The following is a 19,520-nucleotide window of genomic DNA, read 5'->3' on the forward strand; positions in this document are numbered from 1 at the left end:
CCCTGCATCCGCTTGCGCAGCGCGGTTCTTGGCCGCAGCTTACCGCCAAATCATCGGGAGTAATCCATGTCGAGCTCAGCAACCGGCCACACAACAAAGGCCATATCCGCCGTCCTCCTCGCCGCGACAGCGCTGGGCGCCATGCCCGCCCACGCGCAGGAAAGCGTGAGCAGCTACCTCGCGCGGATCAAGGCGAGCGACAAGGCCGGGCCGAAGATCAACGCGGTGATCGCGCTCAATCCCGATGCCGCCAAGGCCGAAGCCGCCGCGAAGGGCGTTACCGGGCCGCTCGCGGGCAAGGTCATCCTCGTCAAGGACAACATCGAGACCGCCGATCCGCTGCCGACCACCGCCGGCAGCCTGCTGCTGAAAGACAACCGCACCGGGCGCGATGCGCCGTTCATGCTGGGCCTGCGCGCGGCGGGCGTGGTCGTGCTCGGCAAGACCAACCTTTCGGAGTGGGCCAACATGCGCTCCGGCCAATCCTCCAGCGGCTGGAGCGCGGTCGGCGGACAGACGCGCAATCCCCATGCGCTTGATCGCTCGCCCTGCGGTTCCTCTTCGGGCAGCGGCGCGGCCATCGCGGCGGGCATGGCATGGGCCGCCATCGGCAGCGAGACGGATGGCTCGATCACCTGCCCCGCCTCGCTCAACGGGATTGTCGGGTTCAAGCCCACGGTCGGCATGATCAGCCGCACGCACGTTGTCCCGATCAGCCACAGCCAGGACACCGTCGGCCCGATGACCACCAGCGTGCAGGATGCCGCGCTGATGCTCAACGCAATGGCGGGCAGCGATCCCGCCGATGCCGCCACGACTGAGGCCGATGCCCACAAGACCGATTTTGCCGCCGGACTTGCTGCCGCGAGCCTCAAGGGCGTGCGGCTGGGCGTGCTGCGTGGGGGCGTGGGGAGCAACCCCAAGGTGATTGCGCTGTTCGAGAAGGCGCTGGCAGACCTCAAGGCCGCAGGCGCCGTCCTGGTCGATCTGGACTACACGCCGCCCGCCGAAATGGGCCGGGATGAATACACCGTGCTGCTCTATGAACTGCGCACCGATCTGGCGGCCTATCTACAGTCGGTCCCCGCGTCCTCGTTCAAGGACACGCCCCCCGCCCGCACGCTGGCCGATGCCATCGCCTTCAACAAGGCGCACCCCGAAGAGCTCAAGTGGTTCGGGCAAGACAGCTTCGAGGAAGCCGAAGCGATGACCGATACGGCGGTCTACACGAAGGCGCGGGCAAATTCGCTGCGGCTGGCCGGGGCGGACGGCATCGACAAGCTGCTGGCCGATAACCGCGTCTCGTTTCTGATCGCGCCGACCGCGCCGCCCGCCTGGGCCATCGACCTCGTGACCGGGGACCATTCGATCGATGTCGGCATGGGCAGCCTTGCTGCGATTGCGGGCTATCCGCACCTCACCGTGCCGATGGGCGCGGTGGAGGGGCTGCCGATGGGGCTCTCGATCATGGGGGCGAAGTGGGACGACAAGCGCGTGCTCGAAGCCGGTGCCGCCTATGAACGCGCGCGGACCGTGCCGGTGCCCAAGCCTTCGCTCAAGCGCTGGGGGGAGTGACCGCTAACCCCAAGTTCTTTGCCGCGCTTCGTTGCAGCGCATCGAGCGCTTCGAGTTCGCGCCGCAGATTGATCTGGCGCGCCTCGGCCCGGCGCAAGGCATCGCGTTCGGCGCGGCTCTTGTGGCGGCGCGCCGACCACCGCGCCAGCCGCCGACCCGAATCGCGCAGCAGGAACGCGATCACATCGACCAGCCCCTGCCGCCGAGCCGGAACCAGCGCACGGGCGCGGGGCAGCGGGGCCTCTGCCAGCAGGGCCAACGGCTCTGCCACCGCGAGCAGCGCGGAAGGCCGGACTTCGGGCTCCGGCTCCCGCGCCTGCAACTCGGGCATGTCAGCGAACGACAGCACGCGCGGCGACACCGCCGATGCTGCTGCCACCAGCGGTTCAACCAGCGGCTCAGGCCGGACCGGGAGCGTAAGCGCGGGCGGACTGTAGGATCCCATCACCGGCCTGGCCGCAGGGATTGCAGGCAACTGCGCGGGCTGGACGGTTTCGGATGGGTTCGGATGTCCCGCAGCCCGGTTCACCGCCTTGGCCTTGCGCTTCTTGGAGGACGGTTTGGGGCTGCGCAGTGTTTCGATCACCTGTGCAGGATCAGGCGGCAAGGCCTTGGCCGCCCGCGTCACGGCCATCCGCGCTGAGGCCTTGCGCGCCTTCTTGCCCTTCGCATTGCGCCGCTTCTGCGGGCGCGCCTCGATCAGGTCGGCTTCATCCGGAAAGACCGGCGCAGCAGCCACCGAACCGCGCGGGCTGGAGGCCAGTTCGTGCCGCATGGCGGCGTGGTTTGGCGCCCTGCTGCCAGCCGCGATGGGCATGGCAGCCGGAGGCCGCGAAGCGAGGCGATTGCGAACGGTATGCATCGGAGGTCCCTCCCAGGAGCCGATCCTGCCCGAATCTCTCACGCCCTGATTCGCCGGGTCAATTACGTGCGATCACGGATGCCACGCGCATAGCAAAAGAGGCGCCCCGTTGCCGGAGCGCCCCCAATGTTTTCAATGCCTTGCGGCGAAGATCAGGCGTCCGAAGCCTTCTTCTTGGCCGGTGCCTTCTTCTTGGGAGCGGGGGCTTCCTCGGCCGGAGCCGCCTCGTCAGCCGCATCCGCAGCTTCAGCCGCCTTCTTCTTGGGCGCAGCCTTCTTGGCAGGCTTGGCTTCAGCTTCAGCCGCTTCGGCAGCCGGAGCTTCCTCAGCGGGAGCCTCTGCCTTGGCCTTCTTCGCAGCTTTCTTCGGCGCGGCCTTCTCGGACTTCACTTCAGCAGGCTTGCCGGTCTCGTCGGCTTCGATCACCGCCTGCAGTTCCTCGCGGGTCACGCTGCGGTCGGTCACTTCGGCCTTGTCGAACAGGAAATCGACGACCTTGTCTTCATAGAGCGGGGCGCGCAGCTGGGCAGCGGCGAGCGCGTCCGAACGGATGTAGTCGATGAAGCGCTGGCGGTCCTGCTCACGGTACTGCTGGGCGGCCTGGCGCATCAGCATTTCCATTTCCTGCGCGGTCACCTGCACGCCATTGGCCTGGCCGATTTCCGAAAGCAGCAGGCCCAGACGCACGCGGCGCTCGGCGATCTTGCGGTAATCGTCCTTCTCGGCCTCGATCTCGGCCAGTGCGGCGGCGGGATCTTCTTCCTTGGCGGCTTCGCTGGTGAGCTGCTGCCAGATCTGGGCGAATTCCGCTTCGACCATCGACGGCGGCACCGCGAAATCGTGGCCAGCAGCCAGCTGATCGAGCAGCGAGCGCTTCATCGCCGTGCGCGTGAGGCCAGCGGTTTCCTGCTCCATCTGGCCGCGGATCAGGCCGCGCAGCTGGTCGATACCTTCAAGGCCGAGCGACTTGGCGAAATCGTCGTCTGCGGTGAATTCAGCCGCGTGCTGGACCGACTTCACGGTGCAGGCGAACTGGGCATCCTTGCCCGCAAGGTTTTCAGCCGGGTAGTCTGCCGGGAACGTCACGGTGATCGTGCGCTCGTCGCCAGCCTTCACGCCGACTAGCTGTTCTTCGAAGCCGGGGATGAAGCGGCCCGAACCCAGTTCAAGCGGCTGATCGCTGGCGGTGCCGCCATCGAACGCGACGCCATCGACTGACCCTGCAAAATCGATGATGATCTGATCGCCATCGGCCGCGACAGTGCCTTCCGGCGCATCGTTGAAGCGCTTCTGGCCCGCAGCGATGCGGCCAATCGCCTCGTCGACCTGCTCGTCGCTCACTTCGACTGTCAGGCGCTCAAGCTTGAGGCCATCGGTGGAGGGAGCCGCGATGTCGGGCAGCACTTCGAGGTTGATGGTGAGTTCGGCGTCCTTGCCCTGCTCATAGCCATCGGCGAGCGAGACGTCCGGCTGAGTCGCGGGGCGCAGGCCCTTTTCCGAAACCAGCTTGTCCATAGCTTCGCGGATCGAGGTTTCGAGCGCCTGCTGGTGCAGGGCGGGGCCGTGCATCTTGCGCACGAGGTTCGCGGGCACCTTGCCGGGGCGGAAGCCGGGCATGCGGACCTGCGGCGCGATCTTCTTGACCTCACCCTCGACATGCGCGGCGATATCGTTCGCGGCGATGGTCAGGGCATAGGCGCGCTTGAGGCCCTCGTTGCTGGTTTCGACGATCTGCATCTGTGATCCAACTTTCTTGTACGACTTAGCGTCATCAAACACACGGCCCATCCGGACCCGGCAACCCGGGGCCGGAGGGCTGATTACGGCTGCCAACCAGATTTTCTCGGGGCCGGACGGTTCTGGTGCGGGCGAAGGGACTCGAACCCCCACATCTTGCGATACTGGAACCTAAATCCAGCGCGTCTACCAGTTCCGCCACGCCCGCATCCGGCGAAAAACGAGCGCCGCCCCTATCGCAGCGCCGGGCAAAGGGCAAGCCTTGCCAAATGGGCGAGCCGCAAGGGCGCTCTTCCTATCCGGCAAGCCGCCCCAGCAGCGCCAGCCAACTGATGCCCGCAGGCGGCACTGCTGGCCCCGCGGCCGGAGCAAGCCCCGCGCATTCGAGGCAATAGACTTGCGCACCGGCCCCGCCGAGCAGGCGCGTCAGATCGCCCGCCAGCTGCTGCGCAAGCGCCCCCTGCTGCTGCGCGCCAAGCGCGGCAAAATCGGGCGCGGCGCCGCGCGCTGCCGTGCTTTCGCTCTCGGCCAGCTGATCGAGGAACGCGCTGAGCGAGTCCTCCGAAGCACCGAGGTAGACCGCGTGCCAGGTCTTCGCCCCTGCCGCCTTTGCCGCCCATGCCAAGGCCGCATCGATCCCGCCGAATTCATCGACCAGCCCGAGCTGCCGCGCGGTGCCGCCATCCCAGATGCGGCCTTGCGCAATCCGGTCGATCTGAGCCGGGCTCTTGTGCCGCGCCTCGGCCACCAGACCGACAAAGCGCGCATAACCCGAATCGATCTGCTGCTGGATCACCGCTTCCGCCGTGGGCGAGAAGCCGCCGAACACATCGGGCTGGCCCGAAAGCGCGGTGGTCCTTACCCCGTCGGTGCCCACCCCGATCCGGCCCAGCGCTTCCTCGAAGCTGGGGATCACCGCGAAGATGCCGATAGAGCCGGTGATCGTGGCCGGTTCGGCAAACACTCGGTCACCGGGGGTGGCAACCCAATAGCCGCCGCTTGCGGCAAGGCCTGCCATGGAGACAGCCACGGGGATCTTCTTCGCCTTAATCCGCGCGATGGCAGCCCGGATGCGCTCCGCGCCGGTCACCGAACCGCCCGGCGAATCGACCCGCACGACCAGCGCGGCGTAGTCTCCGCTCGCCGCAGCCTTGTCGACCAACTCGGCAATCCGGTCTCCGCCAGCAGTGCCCGGCCCGGCATCGCCATCGACGATATCGCCTGCCACAGTCACAACGGCAATCGCCTTGCCCTCGGTCGGCGGGGTGGTGTCGGCCAGATAGGTTTCGAGCGTGGTGCCCTTGAACGCGCCTTCGCCATCGGCAGGCTCCTTGCCGACGATCTCGGCGACGCGCTTTCCGAAGGCGATCTTGTCGCCCACCCGGTCAACCAGCCCAGCCGCAACTGCCGCCTTGGCCGCATCACCGCCCGAAGCCGCGATCCACTTCACCGGATCACCGGTGACCAGCGCGATATCGGCCTTGGGCCGGGCCTTCTTCACATCGGCCTGCCATGTCTCCCACAGCGCGGCATAGACTGCGGCGGTGGCTTCCTTGGCTTCGGGCGAGGCGTTTTCGCGCAGGAACGGCTCCACCGCGCTCTTGTAGGTGCCGACCTTGAAGACATGCGCCTTGATCTTCAGCCGGTCGAGCAGCGCCTTGAAATAGAGCTGTGTGCCGCCCGGCCCCGCCACCATCGCGCCGCCCAGCGGATCGACCCACGCCTCGCTGGCATGCGCCGCGATCTGTACGCTGTCGTCGGTATAAAGCCCGGCGCGGACCAGCACCGGCTTCTTCGCGGCGCGCACCTTGTCCATCGCCGCGCCGATCCGGGTCATCGCCACCTGGCTGCCGCCGCCGAAGGAATCGAGATCGAGCACGACCGCCTTGATCCGCTCGTCGTTCGCCGCCGCCTCGACCGCGCGGACCACATCGCGTTCCTGCACCGATTTCATCGGCCCGCTGCCCGAAAGCAGCTGCGACGGCCTGATCCGCGCGCGTTCCTCCACCACGGGCCCTTCGAGCGCTAGATAGAGCGCGCCGGGCTGCACTGCACCCGGCGTTGGCCGCAGCGCCAGCACGGCATAGAGCCCGCCAAAGAACAGCAGCAGGAGGAGCAGCACGAGGCCGTCCTTGATGGCGACGAGGATCTTCCAGACCGAGCGGGCAAATTTCATGGGGGATATCTAGGTGCCGCCGGGGCCCGAAGCCAGTCGAAACACTTGAGCCGCCCCATGAGGCGCACTAGGGGCATGGTTTCGATGACTGAATCGAACCTGACAGCCGCGAACCGGTATCCCCAAGGCGGCCTCGCCTTCCCGCACCGCCATCTCACCGGCATTGCGCACCTCGCGCGGCACGAAATTCTCTATTTGCTGGACGAGGCGGAACAGTGGCTCGCGCTCAACCGCCAGCGCCACAAGCGCGCCGAAGTGCTCTCCGGCCTCACCATCATCAACGCCTTCTTCGAGAACTCAACCCGCACGCTGCTGTCGTTCGAAATCGCGGGCAAGCGCCTTGGCGCGGACGTAGTCAACATGCATGCCGCCACCAGCAGCGTGAAGAAGGGCGAGACGCTGATCGACACGGCGATGACGCTCAATGCCATGCGCGCCGATGCCATCGTGATCCGCCACGCGAGTTCGGGCGCGGTACGGCTGATTGCCGACAAGGTCGATTGCCCCGTGCTCAACGCGGGTGACGGCAGTCACGAACACCCCACACAGGCGCTGCTCGATGCGCTGACCATTCGCCATGCGCTGAGCCTTGCGCCCGGCAGCGATCTGAATGGCCTCAAGGTCACGATCTGCGGCGATATCCTGCACAGCCGCGTTGCGCGCTCGAACATTCTTTCGCTGACGGCCCTTGGCGCAGACGTCACGGTCTGCGCGCCGCCCGCGCTGATGCCCGCGGAGATCACCGCGATGGGCGTGACGCTGACCCACGATTTCGATGCCGCGCTTGCCGGGGCAGACGTGGTGATGATGCTGCGCCTGCAGCAGGAGCGCATGTCCGGCCAGTTCATCCCCTCCCCGCGCGAATACCGCCACCTCTATGGCCTGACGCTGGACCGCTTCGCCAAGCTGCCCCCCCATGTCTTCGTGATGCATCCGGGGCCAATGAACCGGGGGATCGAGATCGACAGCCAGGTGGCAGACCACCCCACCCGCAGCCTTGTGACGCGGCAGGTGGAAAGCGGTGTCGCCATTCGCATGGCCTGCCTCGATGTGCTGACCCGCCGCGCGCGCGGCCTGCCCGGCTGGGCCGCAACCGAAGGAGCCGCGGCATGACCCCGCGCCCGCTGACCATCACCGGCGGCAAGCTGGTCCTTCCCTCCGGCGCGCCGCAGCCCGGCGCGCTGCGGATCGAGGAAGGCCGCATCATCGCGCTAGGCGATATCGCGCCGCAGCCCGGTGACGACGTGCTCGATGCCAAGGGCGCGCTGATCACGCCCGGTCTGGTCGATCTGGGTGTGTTCGCGATCGACAAGCCCGCGTTCCACTTTGGCGGGATCACCCGCGCCGCGCTGATGCCCGATCAGGGGCCGCCGCTCGATCACCCGGCGCGCGTGCGGTTTGCCGCGCAATCGGGCAAGCCCGACATGTGGGTCCACCCCCTCGCCGCCGCCACGCGCGGGCTGGAAGGCACCGAACTGGCCGAACTGGCGCTGATGCGCGATGCCGGGGCCAAGGCCGTGGCCACCGGGCGGCGCTGGATCGGCGATTCGGGCGTGATGCTGCGCCTGATGGGCTATTGCGCGATGCTTGGCCTCGTCCTCGTCACCCATGCGGAGGATGCCGGAATCGCGGGCCATGCCGTTGCCACGGCCGGAGAGATGGCCACCCGGCTAGGCCTGCCTTCCGCCCCGGCAGAGGCCGAGGCGCTGGCGGTGGCGCGCGATCTGTCGCTCGCCGAACTGACCGGCTGCCGCCTGCATTTCCGGCAAGTGACCACCGCCGCCGCGCTCGATCTGGTGCGCGCCGCCAAGGCACGCGGCGTGCGGGTGACGGCAGGCGTTACCCCGGCGCACTTCATGCTCTCCGATCTCGAACTGGCAGAGTTCCGCACGTTTTGCCGCCTTTCGCCGCCCTTGCGCAGCGATGCGGACCGGCAGGCGGTGATCGCCGGACTGGCGGACGGCACCATCGACGTCATCGCATCGGGCCACGATCCGCGCGGCGCGGAAGACAAGCGCCTGCCGTTTGCCGATGCCGAACCGGGCATGGCAGGCGCGGAAACGCTGCTGCCGCTCACGCTCACGCTTGTGCGCGATGGCCGGATTGACATGGCCCGCGCCTTCGCGCTGCTGGCAGGCAATCCGGCGGGGCTGCTCGGCGTGCCTGCCGGGCGGCTTGAAGTGGGGCTCGAAGCCGATATCGCACTGGTCGAACCCGAGCGCCCGTGGATCGTCGATCGCAGCAAGATGGCGGCAACGGCGGGCAACACGCCTTTTGATCGCCGCCCGGTGGAAGGCCGCGTCACCGCGCTGTTCAAGGGCGGTAGCCGGGTTGCCTAGTTCGGCGTTTCAGCGTGGCTGAAACGCAGGCGGCACCAGCCCGCTCCCCCGCCCGGCCACCCACAACGTACAATTCCGTTGGGTGGCCGGGCGGGGGAGCGGGCTGGTGCCGCCTATCCCCTTCAGGGCAAAATCAGCGCTGAGCCATCCGCGTGGGCGCCACGCGGCCCTGCGGCGTGACCGCCGAAGGATCGCTCATCACGAAGCAGACACCGCCCTTGACCTTGACCGACTGGCACATCTGCCGCGCCGGAGCGAGACCGGTGAAGCCCACGGCCTGAACCCGCCAGAATGCGCGGCCGTTCACCGCAACTTGCGTGATCTGGTTGTGATAGCTGCCAAGGCCCGGATTGCGCGCGGCAAAGTGGCGCCAGGCGCGCTGCGCGCCGTCCGCCGAAGCGAACGAGCCGAGCTGGACGACATGGCTGCCGCGTGCGCCGCCTCCGGCCGGAGCGGGAACTGATGCTGCAACGGGCGCAACGCGCGCGCCGCGATGCGTGGCCTGAACCACCGGATTGGACACCATGCGCTGCGGGGCGGCGGAGGACGCGGCTGCGGAAGGCGGAAGATCGAGCGCCGCGAGCCGGGCCGGGGCCGCCACGCTGGACGCATCGGCAAGTGCCGGCTGCGGCGTAGCCGCATCGGCCTGCGGGGCGGGCAGCGCAGTCGCGGCGGCCTGGGCCAGTGCGGCCGCATCGGCAGACGGCGCCTGCTCGGTCGCCGCCATCGCCGCCGCTTCTTCGGCGAGCCTGGTTGCATCCGGGAAGTTCGCCAGCGCCAGCGCGGTCGGCTGGCCGCCATCGACCATCACCGGCGCGCCCAGCAGGCTGGCGACGCGGCGGCGGGTGTCTTCGGGACGGGCCATAAACGCCCATGATTGCAGGCGCTCGTTGAGCTTGTCCGCCGGCACGTCCTGCTGCGCCATGAGCTTGGCTTCGCGCCAGCTGCCATCGAGCGCATAAGCATAAGCAAGGTTCTGGCGCACCTTCGGCGTGTTTTCACCGCGCCGCAGGGCTTCAGTCAGCGCGGCTATGCCGGTCTGGGCCTGCCCGGCCATCGCCATCGCCAGGCCGTAGTCCGAGGCGGGAATACTATCACGGTAGGTGTTCAGCGTATCGACCGCTTCGCTGCCCTTGCCGAGCGCGATATCGGCCAGCGCGAGGCTGAGCGCGGCCTTGCCGCTGTCCTCACCCAGCTGCATCGCTTCGTCGAACGCCTGACGCGCCGCCTCGAAACGACCGGCGCGCAGATAGGCCGAACCCAGCAGCGTGCGATAGGCCGCGGTGCGCGGGGCGGCGAGCACGGCCTGTTCTGCCAGCGCAATCGCCTTGTCCGGGCTGCCCTTGCCCAGCGCAGTCTGCGCGCTGGAGGCGAACTTCGCGTGATTCGGACCGCCCGCTGCGCAGCCCGAAAGCAGCCCTGCGGCGAGAGCGGTGGTCATGCAGATCCGGGCCATCCGATAGGGGGCCTTCCGATCATTCGTGCTGCTTTGTGCGGTGGTCATGGCGTGATGTCCCGGCTGGAATTCGTGTTCAGGAGCGGAGCGCGCGGCGGGCAAGGTCTTCGAGACCGGGCTTCGTTTCGAGGAAACGGTCGAGCGCTTCGACCACGAGTTGCTGTGCACTGCGGTTGTCGATCGTGCAGGCGAGGCGCAGGCGCAGGTGGCGCGCGGCATCAAGCCGAAGCGTGAAGGCCGCCTTGCGCCCTTCCTTGAGCGCGGTGCCGCGCTGGCGCTTCGGCGATGCCTCGGTCGGCAGCTTCAGCACATCGGCCAGCGATTCGATTCGCCGCAGCACTTCGGGCTGGGCCGGTTCGGGCAGCGGATCGGCGGCAATCGCCACGATTTCCGCAGCGGGCGCAGGGGCCGGAGCAGAAGCCATTGCCGGCACATCTTCACCCAGATCGTTCCAGCCAAGATCATCGGCATCCGGCGCAGGATATTCCGGTGCCAGCGCGGCCGAGCCGAAGCCCATGCGTTGCCGGTCCTCGGCGGTCAGCGGCATCAATTGGGGGCGCATCGCCGGGCGCGCCGCACCCTTGCGGGCGAGCAGGCTCGGGCTGAGCGAGGCGAAAGGCTTGGGTTCGGACATGATCGGCGCCTTTCGTTCAGGAGCCGATCACGCGGCGGCCGAAGCCACCAGCGGGACGGGGCGCGCCGGGCATCACCGAAGCGGCATGACCGGGCTGGGGCACCGCGAACACGGTGCGGCGGAAGTTCTTTTCGAGCCGCTCGGAGATATAGGTCCACAGCCCTTCGACCTCGGCGGCCGATTTGCTCTTCGGATCGACTTCCATCACCGTGCGGCCATCGATCATCGAGGCGGCAAAATCGGTGCGGTGGTGCAGCGTGATCGGCGCAACGGTGCCGTGCTGCGAAAGCGCAACGGCGGCCTCGCTGGTAATGCGCGCCTTGGGCGTTGCGGCGTTGACCACGAAGATCAGCGGCTTGCCTGCGCGCTCGCACAGATCGACAGTGGCACCCACCGCGCGCAGATCGTGCGGGCTGGGGCGGGTTGGCACCACGATCAGTTCTGCGACCGAGATCACTGACTGGATCGCCATGGTGATCGCGGGCGGGGTATCGATCACCGCCAGCTTGAAGCCCTGCTGGCGCAGCACGGCCAGATCGCTGGCGAGCCGGGCCACGGTGGTCTGGGCAAAGGCGGGATACTCCGCCTCGCGCTCGTTCCACCAGTCGGAGAGCGAACCTTGCGGATCGATGTCGATCAGGACGACCGGGCCAGCGCCTGCGCGCTGCGCCTGAACCGCAAGGTGACCGGACAAGGTCGTCTTGCCAGACCCCCCCTTCTGCGATGCCAAAGCCAGTACGCGCAAAGCAACCCCCCTGTGGGTAAAACGGACAAGACGTAAATGGTCTCTCGCAGGGGGATCGCAGAAGACCCTCAAATTTTGGTTAACATCGCCTCCCCGACAACAAGTGGATTTGCCCAGACCCGCTTGCCGCATCGCCCCGTGTTGCTGGCTTTGCGGCATTAACCATCTACGCTAAGTTACGTGGTATCGTCTGATTGCGGCATATGGGACAGGCACGGCTTGCTCGTCTCTGCGCCGCACGGCATCGTTAACTGTTGTTGTTCAGGCCGCTGTTGTTCAGACGGTGGCCCCAACGGAGATTTGAACACTCATGCGCGGATTTGCTTTCGTGGCGGCGGCCAGCTTCGGCCTTGCGGGAATCACCCTGCCAGCGCCCACACTGGCCGCGCCTGCGCCGCCCAAAGCCCCGCCTGCGGTCCCTTCCGCAATGTCCGCCGCGGCGAGCGCGGCCAGCGCCGCAGCGGTCCGCGCCGGTGTCGATGCCTGGACGGCCGGCAACTACGAAGCAGCGATCAAGGCGTGGCAGGGTCCGGCGGCCAAGGGTGATGCCGATGCGCTGTTCAACCTGGGCCAAGCCTACAAGCTTGGCCGCGGCGTGCCCAAGGATCTCGCCAAGGCCGAAGGCTATTATGGCAAGGCCGCGCGCCTCGGCCATATCGCGGCGGCAGACAATTACGGCATCGTCCTGTTCCAGACGGAGCGGCAGCAGGCAGCGATGCCGTGGCTGCAGGCCGCCGCCGACCGGGGCGAGCCGCGCGCGATGTATGTCCTCGGCATCGCGGCCTACAACGGCGATTATGCCCCCAAGGACTGGGTACGCGCCTATGCGCTGATCACCCGCGCCGCCGCGACCGGCCTTGGGCAGGCCACCGCCAGCCTCGCCACGATGAACCAGACCATTCCGCTGGCCCAGCGCCAGATGGGCGTCAGCCTTGCCAGCGAGCTGGACCAGAAGGCAGCCGATGCACGCGGCCGCGAACTGGCCGCCGCCGATCTTGGCGGGCAAGGCGTGCCCCCGCCGCTTCGGCCCGCCGAAAAGCCAGCTGAAAGGCCAACTGCCGGCGCGATCGAGACCGTCGATCTCCCGCCCTCGACGCCAAGCGCGCCCGTCGCCGCCTATCTGCCGCCCCCTTATGACCCTGCGCCGCTGCCACCTCCGCAGCTGCCCAAGGCCCCGCCGAAGAAGGTCGCGCCGCCCAAGCCTGCCACCCCCGCACCTTCGGCCCCGGCCAGCACAGGCGGAGCCTACCGCATCCAGCTCGGCGCGTTCGGGGTGAAAGCCAACGCCGACGCGCTGTGGGCGCGCCTGCGCGGACGGCCCGAAATCACGGGCCATGCGCGGCAGGACATTCCCGGCACCGTCACGCGCCTGCTGGCCACCGGCTATTCGCAAGGCGCGGCAGAGCGGGCCTGCGCCGCGCTCAAGGCCGGGGGCCTCGCCTGCCTCATCGTCGCACCCTGATCGCCTGAGGCAGACCATGCCCGAACGGATCGGTGCGCTCGATTTCGTGCGCGGCGTGGCCGTGCTCGGGATTCTCGCGATCAACATAACCGGTTTCTGGGGGCCGCTGCTCGCCACGTTCAACCCGGCCCTGCCGCGCCTCGAAGCCGGCGGTGCGGTGTGGTTCATCGCCGCCTACGTGCTGTTCGAAGGCAAGATGCGCGGCCTGTTCACGCTGCTGTTCGGGGCGAGCATGCTGCTGTTTGCCGATGCGGCAGAGCGGCGCGGCGCCAATCCCGATCTGATGCAGGTGCGCCGACTGCTGTGGCTGATGCTGTTTGGCTATGCGCATTACGCGCTGCTGTGGTGGGGGGATATCCTGCTGCCTTATGCGGTGTGCGGCCTGCTCGCCTTCAGCTTGCGCCGCCTTGCGCCGGAGCCGCTGTTCGCCAGCGCGTTGCTGCTGTTCCTTGTCAGCCATGCCATCGAAATTCCGGGCAATCTCGCCGCCATGGCCACCGAAGGACGGGTGCTGGCGGGGCACGGCACGCCCGCCGAAGTGGCCGAGCAGGCCGCAATGATGGGCCGCATCGCCGCCTCCCTCGCGGCAGACGGTCAGGTACTGCGCGCGCCCTTCCTTGAAGCGATGCACATCCGCCTCACCACCGCGCCGTTCCTGCCGCTGGAAAACCTTGGCGCAACCTTCTTCGAAACCTTTCCGCTGATGCTGCTGGGCATGGCGCTGCTACGCATGGGGCTGTTCAATGGCGAATGGCCGGAAGCCGCCTTGCGCCGCATGGCCCTGATCGGCATCGGCGCGGGCGGCACGATGAGCGCTGCACTGATCGGCTGGGCCGCCGCGCACCACTTCCCGCCGGGCGCGATGTTTGCGGTGATGGGCTCGCTCGCTGCCATTCCGCACTTGCTGATGACCCTGGGCTATCTCGCCGTCCTGCTGCTGCTCTGGCTCCGCATCGCAGGCACATCCGCCTCGCGCCGCCTCGTCGCGGCAGGCCGCTGCGCTTTCACCAACTATCTCGGCACCACGCTGGTGATGAGCGCGCTGTTTGCGGGCTGGGGCCTCAGCCTTGGCGGCGTGCTCCCCCGCGCCGCGCTGCCGCTGGTGGTCTTGTTCGGCTGGGTGCTGATGCTGGCATGGCCGCAGTGGTGGCTCGCCCGGTTTGGCCAGGGTCCGCTCGAAGCCCTGTGGCGCAAGCTTACCTGGTGGGGCGTTCCTCGGTCTGCGGCTGGTGCGGCGTAAGGATCAGCACGCCGTCCTCCACCCGCCAGCCTTTCAGCCGCGTCAGGAAGTTCATCCCCAGCACGTTCGGCCCGCCCGTGCCCAGCATCACGATGGCATCCAAATCGCGCGCCACCACCGATCCGAAGCGCAGTTCGTCGATCCGCGCGGACGAGGCGCTCACCGTGCCGTTGGCCGTTTCCACCCGCGCATCGGGGCGCAGCGGATCGGGCTCCACCCCCGCCGCCTCGGCCACATCGCCCGATAGCGCCGTCACCGTCGCGCCGGTATCGACCATCAGCCGGAGCTGCGTGCCATTGAGCTGCGCCGTGATCCAGTAGTGCCCGTCAGCCGAAAGCGGAATGCGCGTCTCCCCGCCAGAGACAGTCTGCGCCGGGCCGCCGATGCTGTGCAGCGCGGCATCGAAGCTGGGGTCCATCCGCACGAAGCGCATGACCGCAAGGCCGAACACCGCCACCATCAGCAGATTGCCCGCAAAGCGCACTGCCCCGCCGAGCTGCCCGCCCCGTCCAGCCAGCGCGCCGCCCACCACCACGAGCAGCAGCGCCGCACACGTTGCGGCAAACAGCGGCGAAAGCTGGCCCAGCCACGGTGCTCCGCTTTCCAGCCAGGTGTAGATCTGCGTCATCGGCTTTGCCTTAGCCCGCCGAAGCTTGCTGCACCATTGCGCCATTTGCCGAGCGGCCTTTGCAGCGCGGCTTAACCATGACCATTAACGGCCGGAACGCGCGGCGTCCCTAGGCGGGACGCGGCCGGAATGCCTCTCGCGCAGCGCCGCGTTTACGCTATTCTGCAAGAGAAAGGAGCGATGAAACCGCCATGTCCGCCGCGAAGTCCCTGACCGATCTTCTGCGTACCCGCTGGGTCAGCGCGCCACTCGGCATGATCGCGATGTCGCTCGCCTCGCTGCTGGCGTTCCATGTCGGCAAGGATGTCGCGCAGCTCGCGTTTGGCGGATCGCAGGCCGAGGCGCATGTTGCCCCCGCCGCCAAACCCTTGGCCAAGCCCGCCACGCTGACGCAGGCATCGGTGCCAGCGAACAGTCCGTTCGTCGTGAAGTCGATCCTCAAGATCAATGAGCCGATCAAGTTCGGCCAGTATTTCTGGGACGAAAGCGCCGCCAGCACCGGCCCCATCGTCGTCACCGTCGATCTCGCAGCGCGCACCATCTCCGTGTTCCGCGACGGGCACGAGATTGGCGCCGCCGCGATCCTCAAGGGCTATGGCACCAAGCCCACCCCCACCGGCGTGTTCCCGATCAGCGAGAAGGACGCCGACCACGTCTCCTCGATCTACGACGCGCCAATGCCCTGGATGCTCCGCCTGACGAACGACGGCGTCTCGATCCACGGCAGCAAAGTGGAACGCGGCTATGCCACCAACGGCTGCATCGGCGTGCCCGATGCCTTCGCCAAGCGCCTGTTCGGTGTCGCGAGCCTGGGTGACCGGGTGATCATCACCGACGGCAAGCGCATCGGCGTGGGCCAGCCGATCATTTCCGCAGACGCTCCGACCGGCGCTGTCTCAACCGGCCCGGAGGCCGCCGCCCACCGCGATTCTTGATCTGAATCGTTTTTCTCCTGTCCTGGCAGTGGCATGAGGGCCATGGTCGGAAAAAGGAGATGACCGATGCGCCCCCACGATGAACGCCACCTCGTCAGCCGGATCGGCTGGCTGCGCGCCGCGGTGCTCGGCGCGAACGACGGGATCGTCTCGACCGCCAGCCTGATTCTCGGCGTCGCGGCTTCGGGCGCGGAGCGGCAGGCGCTGCTGGTGGCGGGTGCAGCGGGGCTGGTTGCGGGCGCGATGTCGATGGCGGCGGGGGAATATGTCTCGGTCTCCAGCCAGTCCGATACCGAAGCCGCCGATCTCGCCCGCGAACGCGCCGAACTGGCCGCCGATCCGGTCCACGAACATGCAGAACTCGCCGGGATCTATGAAGCGCGCGGGGTGGAGCCTGGCACCGCCGCCGAAGTCGCCCGGCAGATGATGGCGAAGGATGCGCTCGCCGCCCACGCGCGCGACGAACTGCACCTCAACGAGACCACCGCCGCGCAGCCGGTGCTCGCCGCGATCACTTCGGCGCTGATGTTCACCGGCGGCGCGTTCCTGCCGCTGCTGTTGGCGGCGATCCTGCCGATGGGACTGATGGTGACAGGCACGGCAGCAGGCTCGATCCTGTTCCTCGCGCTCCTCGGTGCGCTGGGTGCGCGCGCGGGCGGCGCGGCGATGGGCAAGCCGGTGCTGCGCGTCGTCGTGTGGGGCGCGCTGGCGATGGCCGCCACCGCCGGGATCGGCATGGTCGTGGGCACTGCCGTCTAGGTGGCGGGCACGCTCGACATTGCCGGTTTCGCCGCTGCGGTTCTGCTGATCGAGCTGACGCCGGGGCCAAACATGGCGTGGCTCGCGGGCCTCGCCGCCACCGAGGGCAGGCGCAGCGGCCTGTCTGCGGTCGCCGGGATCGCGCTCGGCCTGCTGGCGAACGGCGTGCTCGCCGCGCTCGGCCTTGCCACTTTGCTCACCGCCATGCCCGCGCTGCTGCATGGCCTGCGCATCGCAGGCGCAGCGATGATGGTGTGGCTTGCCATCGAGGCATGGCGCGGCGCGGAGAAAGCCCCGCCGCCCACCGCCACGCGCCGCGCCTTCACCACCGGCGCGCTGATCAACTTGCTGAACCCGAAGGCCTATATGTTCTTTGTGGTCGTCGCGCCGGAGTTCCTCGGTGGGCGCACGCTGGGCCTTGCCGAAGCGCTCACGCTCGCGTTCGTCAGCACCGGGATTGCCACCGCGATCCACCTCGCCATCGTGCTGGCCGGAAGCCATGCGCAGGCGTGGCTGGCAGACCCCGCCCGCACCAAATGGGTGCGCCGGGGCTTTGCCGTGGTGATGCTGGGCGTTGCCGCCTCGTTTCTGGCGATCAAGGCGGGTTAGGCCACAACACCCCCTTCCCGTCACCCCGGGCTTGACCCGGGGTTAGGCTTCCCTCCCAGCGCCGCGCCCGAAAAAGAAGCCAAGGCCCGTGTCAAGCACGGGCCGACGGAGATTGGCGTGCGGGTTCGCAGCCCTTAGCGCGGCGCCATGCGGATCCCGCCATCGAGGCGGATCGCCTGCGCGTTGAAGTAGGAATTGCGCACCAGCTCCATCGCAAGGCTGGCGAACTCTTCCGGCAGGCCGAGCCGCTTGGGGAACGGCACCGAGGCATTGAGGCCCGCGCGCACCTTTTCCGGCACGCGGCCCAAGAGCGGCGTGTCGAAGATGCCCGGCAGGATCGCGTTGACGCGGATGCCAAGGTCCATGAGATCGCGCGCCATCGGCAGCACGAGGCCGACCACGCCCGCCTTCAGCGAACCATAGGCCACCTGCCCGATCTGCGCATCCTGCGCCGCGACCGAACCCGTCAGGATGATCGTGCCGCGCTCGCCATCGCCTTCCAGCGGCTCGGCATGAGCCATGCCCAGCGCCGAAAGGCTCGCCACGCGGTAGCTGGCGATCAGCACGCCGTTCGCGGCAAAGGCATAGTCCTCGGTCGAAAGGCGCGTGAACTCGCCGGTTTCCTTGTTGCGGCCCACGGTCTTGCCCTTGCGGTGCACCACTGCGCAGTGGACGGTGATCCGCTCCTGCCCATGCGCCGCGCGGGCCTTGGCAAAGCCTTCGACCACCGATTCCTCGCTGGTGATATCGACATGGCAGAACAGCCCGCCAATCGCCTTGGCCACTTCCTCACCGGCCTCAGCGTTCACATCGAAAATTGCAACCTTCGCGCCCGCCGCCGCCAGCGCGATGGCGGTCGCCCGCCCCAAACCCGAAGCCGCGCCGGTCACGACGGCAGCCATACCCTGTTCGATCTTCATGGCATCGTTCTCCTTTAACCGCGCGATTAAGCCGGTGCGGGGGACGGTGCAAGTGGCACAAATGCTAAAAGCCCTCTCCCGTTCAGGGGAGAGGGTTGGGAGATGGGGATGGGCAGACTGCTCGGACCCGCTACATAGGAGTCATCCCGACGATCTGATACGCTGCACGCGCTAATTTGGGGACAGCTCGATGAAATACGACGATGCATCTTGGCACTATGGGGGAGACTTCCCCGCTCATCTGGCTCCAGAGGCCGGGTCCACACACATTGCCATGTTTGTCGTATGGTGTGCCCTCAACGGCCTAGCGAGCGAGTTCCATACCGACGAAAGTGCGGATCTACTGGCTCAAATTGAGGCTCGAAGCATTACACCTGCGCGGTGGTTCATCACAGCGTGCGACGAAAAGTTCACTGACGAAGATCTTACCGTGGAAGGAAATGCATTCGCGTCGACCTATTATGGCGTCGACGGTAGTTTTGCGTCAGGCCCCAATGCCTATCTCACAGACTACGACAAAGAATTCTCGGATTTTGAAACTCTTTACGACGTCTCAGATAGTTGGGAATCTTATGATCGGATGGCGCCGAAAATCGCATCAAGGTTCAATAGCTGGTCCAAACCGCCGTGGTGGAAGCGTTTGCTTTGATTTCTGTCCCGTCACCCCGTGCTTGACACGGGGTTGGGCTTATCTTCTGGCGCAGCGCCCGGAAAGAAAAGCCAAGGCCCGGATCAAGTCCGGGCCGACGATTCCTCTGACATCCCCCCCCCTAAATCACATCAAACTCATCCCCCAGCGCCGCCCTCAGCTTGTCGAGCGCCTGCGCCTTCAGCTGGTGCACGCGCGGCACGCTCACGCTCAGCACCTCCGCGATCTCCGCGAGGTTCAGTTCCTCCACGAAATAGAGCTGGATCACCATCTGCAGCCGCTCCGGCAGGCCGGAAATCGCCGCCACCACTGCGCCGCGCGTCTGTTCGTCGGCCAGCAGTTCGAAGCTGTCCGGCCGGTCGTCGGCGAAGGCCATGTCGCTGTCAGAATATGTATCGTCGATGGGCTCGAAGCGCATCGGCTCGCTCGCGGCGCGCAGTTCGCCCAGCGCGGCGGTGGTCATGCCCATCGCTTCGGCCAGTTCGTCCTCGCTGGGTGCGCGGCCCAGCGTTGTCGTCAGCGCCTGCGCCGCGCCTGCCACCAGCTTGCGCCGGTCGCTCGCGCTGCGCGAAAGCGGGCTGGAGCGGCGCACCAGATCGACCATCGCGCCGCGCACGCGCAGCTTGGCATAGGCGGCAAAGCCGTCCTCGGTCGGCCCGTTGTGCTTTTGCGCGCATTCGGTGAGGGCGACGAGCCCGGCCTGCACCAGATCGTCGATCTCGATCCCGGCGCGGCCCGATCCGTGGACGTGCCAGGCAAGGCGGCGCACCATCGGCAGGAAGCGGCGGATGCGGT

General features: G+C 67.5%; 18 protein-coding genes and 1 tRNA gene. 9 read left to right on the top strand and 10 right to left on the bottom strand.

Annotation, left to right across the window (positions count from 1 at the left end):
- Window positions 1-66 precede the first annotated feature (66 nt).
- A complete protein-coding gene (locus CFE35_RS12505) occupies window positions 67-1,575 on the top strand; it encodes an amidase (protein ID WP_292930927.1) in 1,509 nt (502 codons plus the stop codon).
- Here CFE35_RS12505 and CFE35_RS12510 read toward each other — a convergent pair.
- The 4 genes from CFE35_RS12510 to sppA all read right to left on the bottom strand — a co-directional run bounded on the left by CFE35_RS12510 (window position 1,556) and on the right by sppA (window position 6,349).
- The gene (locus tag CFE35_RS12510) at window positions 1,556-2,437 is read right to left on the bottom strand and encodes a hypothetical protein (protein ID WP_292930928.1); all 882 of its coding nucleotides are present in this window, start codon (window positions 2,435-2,437) and stop codon (window positions 1,556-1,558) included. The genes CFE35_RS12505 and CFE35_RS12510 overlap by 20 nt on opposite strands.
- Window positions 2,438-2,589: 152 nt before the next feature.
- Window positions 2,590-4,173, bottom strand: a complete 1,584-nt coding sequence (gene tig / locus CFE35_RS12515) for a trigger factor (RefSeq protein WP_292930929.1) — start codon at window positions 4,171-4,173, stop codon at window positions 2,590-2,592.
- A 123-nt stretch (window positions 4,174-4,296) separates the two neighbouring features.
- Window positions 4,297-4,381 (bottom strand) — tRNA-Leu (locus CFE35_RS12520).
- A gap of 87 nt (window positions 4,382-4,468) precedes the next feature.
- The gene (gene sppA / locus CFE35_RS12525) at window positions 4,469-6,349 is read right to left on the bottom strand and encodes a signal peptide peptidase SppA (protein WP_292930930.1); all 1,881 of its coding nucleotides are present in this window, start codon (window positions 6,347-6,349) and stop codon (window positions 4,469-4,471) included.
- Window positions 6,350-6,433: 84 nt separating this feature from the next.
- Here sppA and CFE35_RS12530 point away from each other — a divergent pair, with 84 nt between their 5' ends.
- Together CFE35_RS12530 and CFE35_RS12535 are read left to right on the top strand one after the other, a co-directional pair.
- On the top strand, window positions 6,434-7,462 hold the full coding sequence (locus CFE35_RS12530) for an aspartate carbamoyltransferase catalytic subunit (protein WP_292930931.1): 1,029 nt from the start codon (window positions 6,434-6,436) through the stop codon (window positions 7,460-7,462).
- A complete protein-coding gene (locus tag CFE35_RS12535; RefSeq protein ID WP_292930932.1) occupies window positions 7,459-8,688 on the top strand; it encodes a dihydroorotase in 1,230 nt (409 codons plus the stop codon). The genes CFE35_RS12530 and CFE35_RS12535 overlap by 4 nt, the downstream gene beginning before the upstream one ends.
- Before the next feature lie 133 nt (window positions 8,689-8,821).
- Here the strand turns inward: CFE35_RS12535 and CFE35_RS12540 are convergent, their stop codons facing one another.
- The 3 genes from CFE35_RS12540 to CFE35_RS12550 form a co-directional block, all read right to left on the bottom strand.
- The gene (locus CFE35_RS12540; protein WP_292930933.1) at window positions 8,822-10,129 is read right to left on the bottom strand and encodes an SPOR domain-containing protein; all 1,308 of its coding nucleotides are present in this window, start codon (window positions 10,127-10,129) and stop codon (window positions 8,822-8,824) included.
- A 91-nt stretch (window positions 10,130-10,220) separates the two neighbouring features.
- The gene (locus CFE35_RS12545; RefSeq protein WP_292930934.1) at window positions 10,221-10,778 is read right to left on the bottom strand and encodes a hypothetical protein; all 558 of its coding nucleotides are present in this window, start codon (window positions 10,776-10,778) and stop codon (window positions 10,221-10,223) included.
- A gap of 16 nt (window positions 10,779-10,794) precedes the next feature.
- On the bottom strand, window positions 10,795-11,523 hold the full coding sequence (locus CFE35_RS12550) for a ParA family protein (protein ID WP_292930935.1): 729 nt from the start codon (window positions 11,521-11,523) through the stop codon (window positions 10,795-10,797).
- A gap of 310 nt (window positions 11,524-11,833) precedes the next feature.
- On the opposite strand from CFE35_RS12550, the gene CFE35_RS12555 reads away from it, so the two are divergent.
- Both CFE35_RS12555 and CFE35_RS12560 read left to right on the top strand, forming a co-directional pair.
- Window positions 11,834-12,985: an SPOR domain-containing protein gene (locus CFE35_RS12555; protein WP_292930936.1), complete on the top strand. Its 1,152-nt coding sequence runs from the start codon at window positions 11,834-11,836 to the stop codon at window positions 12,983-12,985.
- Between the two features lie 16 nt (window positions 12,986-13,001).
- Entirely contained in the window at window positions 13,002-14,225 is a 1,224-nt protein-coding gene (locus CFE35_RS12560) for a DUF418 domain-containing protein (RefSeq protein WP_292930937.1), read from the top strand.
- On the opposite strand, the gene CFE35_RS12565 is transcribed toward CFE35_RS12560, so the two are convergent.
- A complete protein-coding gene (locus tag CFE35_RS12565; RefSeq protein ID WP_292930938.1) occupies window positions 14,182-14,853 on the bottom strand; it encodes a TIGR02281 family clan AA aspartic protease in 672 nt (223 codons plus the stop codon). The genes CFE35_RS12560 and CFE35_RS12565 overlap by 44 nt on opposite strands.
- A gap of 191 nt (window positions 14,854-15,044) precedes the next feature.
- Between CFE35_RS12565 and CFE35_RS12570 the strand changes: the two genes are divergently transcribed.
- The 3 genes from CFE35_RS12570 (at window position 15,045) to CFE35_RS12580 (ending at window position 17,156) form a co-directional block, all read left to right on the top strand.
- Entirely contained in the window at window positions 15,045-15,788 is a 744-nt protein-coding gene (locus CFE35_RS12570) for a L,D-transpeptidase family protein (protein WP_292930939.1), read from the top strand.
- A gap of 66 nt (window positions 15,789-15,854) precedes the next feature.
- Window positions 15,855-16,547 carry a VIT family protein gene (locus CFE35_RS12575; RefSeq protein WP_292930940.1) on the top strand — a complete coding sequence of 231 codons (693 nt, stop codon included), beginning with the start codon at window positions 15,855-15,857 and terminating at the stop codon, window positions 16,545-16,547.
- Window positions 16,548-17,156 (top strand): LysE family translocator, encoded by a 609-nt coding sequence (locus CFE35_RS12580; RefSeq protein ID WP_292930941.1) that lies wholly within the window; start codon window positions 16,548-16,550, stop codon window positions 17,154-17,156.
- A gap of 134 nt (window positions 17,157-17,290) precedes the next feature.
- Here CFE35_RS12580 and CFE35_RS12585 read toward each other — a convergent pair whose 3' ends face one another.
- Window positions 17,291-18,076, bottom strand: a complete 786-nt coding sequence (locus CFE35_RS12585) for an SDR family oxidoreductase (protein WP_292930942.1) — start codon at window positions 18,074-18,076, stop codon at window positions 17,291-17,293.
- 190 nt (window positions 18,077-18,266) lie between these two features.
- Here CFE35_RS12585 and CFE35_RS12590 point away from each other — a divergent pair, with 190 nt between their 5' ends.
- Complete coding sequence (locus tag CFE35_RS12590; protein WP_292930943.1) at window positions 18,267-18,725, top strand: hypothetical protein; 459 nt, start codon at window positions 18,267-18,269, stop codon at window positions 18,723-18,725.
- Between the two features lie 121 nt (window positions 18,726-18,846).
- Here the strand turns inward: CFE35_RS12590 and CFE35_RS12595 are convergent.
- Window positions 18,847-19,520, bottom strand: a 674-nt coding sequence (locus tag CFE35_RS12595) for a sigma-70 family RNA polymerase sigma factor (RefSeq protein ID WP_292930944.1), incomplete at its 5' end; no start/stop codon positions are given.

It is taken from the genome of Novosphingobium sp. PASSN1 (genome assembly GCF_002278815.1).

What these genes read in the sequence shown, in the direction of transcription:
- CFE35_RS12505 (WP_292930927.1), top strand. Translation starts at nt 67, where the DNA reads ATGTCGAGCTCAGCAACCGGCCACACAACAAAGGCCATATCCGCCGTC.
- CFE35_RS12510 (WP_292930928.1), bottom strand. Translation starts at nt 2,437, where the DNA reads ATGCATACCGTTCGCAATCGCCTCGCTTCGCGGCCTCCGGCTGCCATG.
- tig (WP_292930929.1), bottom strand. Translation starts at nt 4,173, where the DNA reads ATGCAGATCGTCGAAACCAGCAACGAGGGCCTCAAGCGCGCCTATGCC.
- sppA (WP_292930930.1), bottom strand. Translation starts at nt 6,349, where the DNA reads ATGAAATTTGCCCGCTCGGTCTGGAAGATCCTCGTCGCCATCAAGGAC.
- CFE35_RS12530 (WP_292930931.1), top strand. Translation starts at nt 6,434, where the DNA reads ATGACTGAATCGAACCTGACAGCCGCGAACCGGTATCCCCAAGGCGGC.
- CFE35_RS12535 (WP_292930932.1), top strand. Translation starts at nt 7,459, where the DNA reads ATGACCCCGCGCCCGCTGACCATCACCGGCGGCAAGCTGGTCCTTCCC.
- CFE35_RS12540 (WP_292930933.1), bottom strand. Translation starts at nt 10,129, where the DNA reads ATGACCACCGCTCTCGCCGCAGGGCTGCTTTCGGGCTGCGCAGCGGGC.
- CFE35_RS12545 (WP_292930934.1), bottom strand. Translation starts at nt 10,778, where the DNA reads ATGTCCGAACCCAAGCCTTTCGCCTCGCTCAGCCCGAGCCTGCTCGCC.
- CFE35_RS12555 (WP_292930936.1), top strand. Translation starts at nt 11,834, where the DNA reads ATGCGCGGATTTGCTTTCGTGGCGGCGGCCAGCTTCGGCCTTGCGGGA.
- CFE35_RS12560 (WP_292930937.1), top strand. Translation starts at nt 13,002, where the DNA reads ATGCCCGAACGGATCGGTGCGCTCGATTTCGTGCGCGGCGTGGCCGTG.
- CFE35_RS12565 (WP_292930938.1), bottom strand. Translation starts at nt 14,853, where the DNA reads ATGACGCAGATCTACACCTGGCTGGAAAGCGGAGCACCGTGGCTGGGC.
- CFE35_RS12570 (WP_292930939.1), top strand. Translation starts at nt 15,045, where the DNA reads ATGTCCGCCGCGAAGTCCCTGACCGATCTTCTGCGTACCCGCTGGGTC.
- CFE35_RS12575 (WP_292930940.1), top strand. Translation starts at nt 15,855, where the DNA reads ATGCGCCCCCACGATGAACGCCACCTCGTCAGCCGGATCGGCTGGCTG.
- CFE35_RS12585 (WP_292930942.1), bottom strand. Translation starts at nt 18,076, where the DNA reads ATGAAGATCGAACAGGGTATGGCTGCCGTCGTGACCGGCGCGGCTTCG.
- CFE35_RS12590 (WP_292930943.1), top strand. Translation starts at nt 18,267, where the DNA reads ATGAAATACGACGATGCATCTTGGCACTATGGGGGAGACTTCCCCGCT.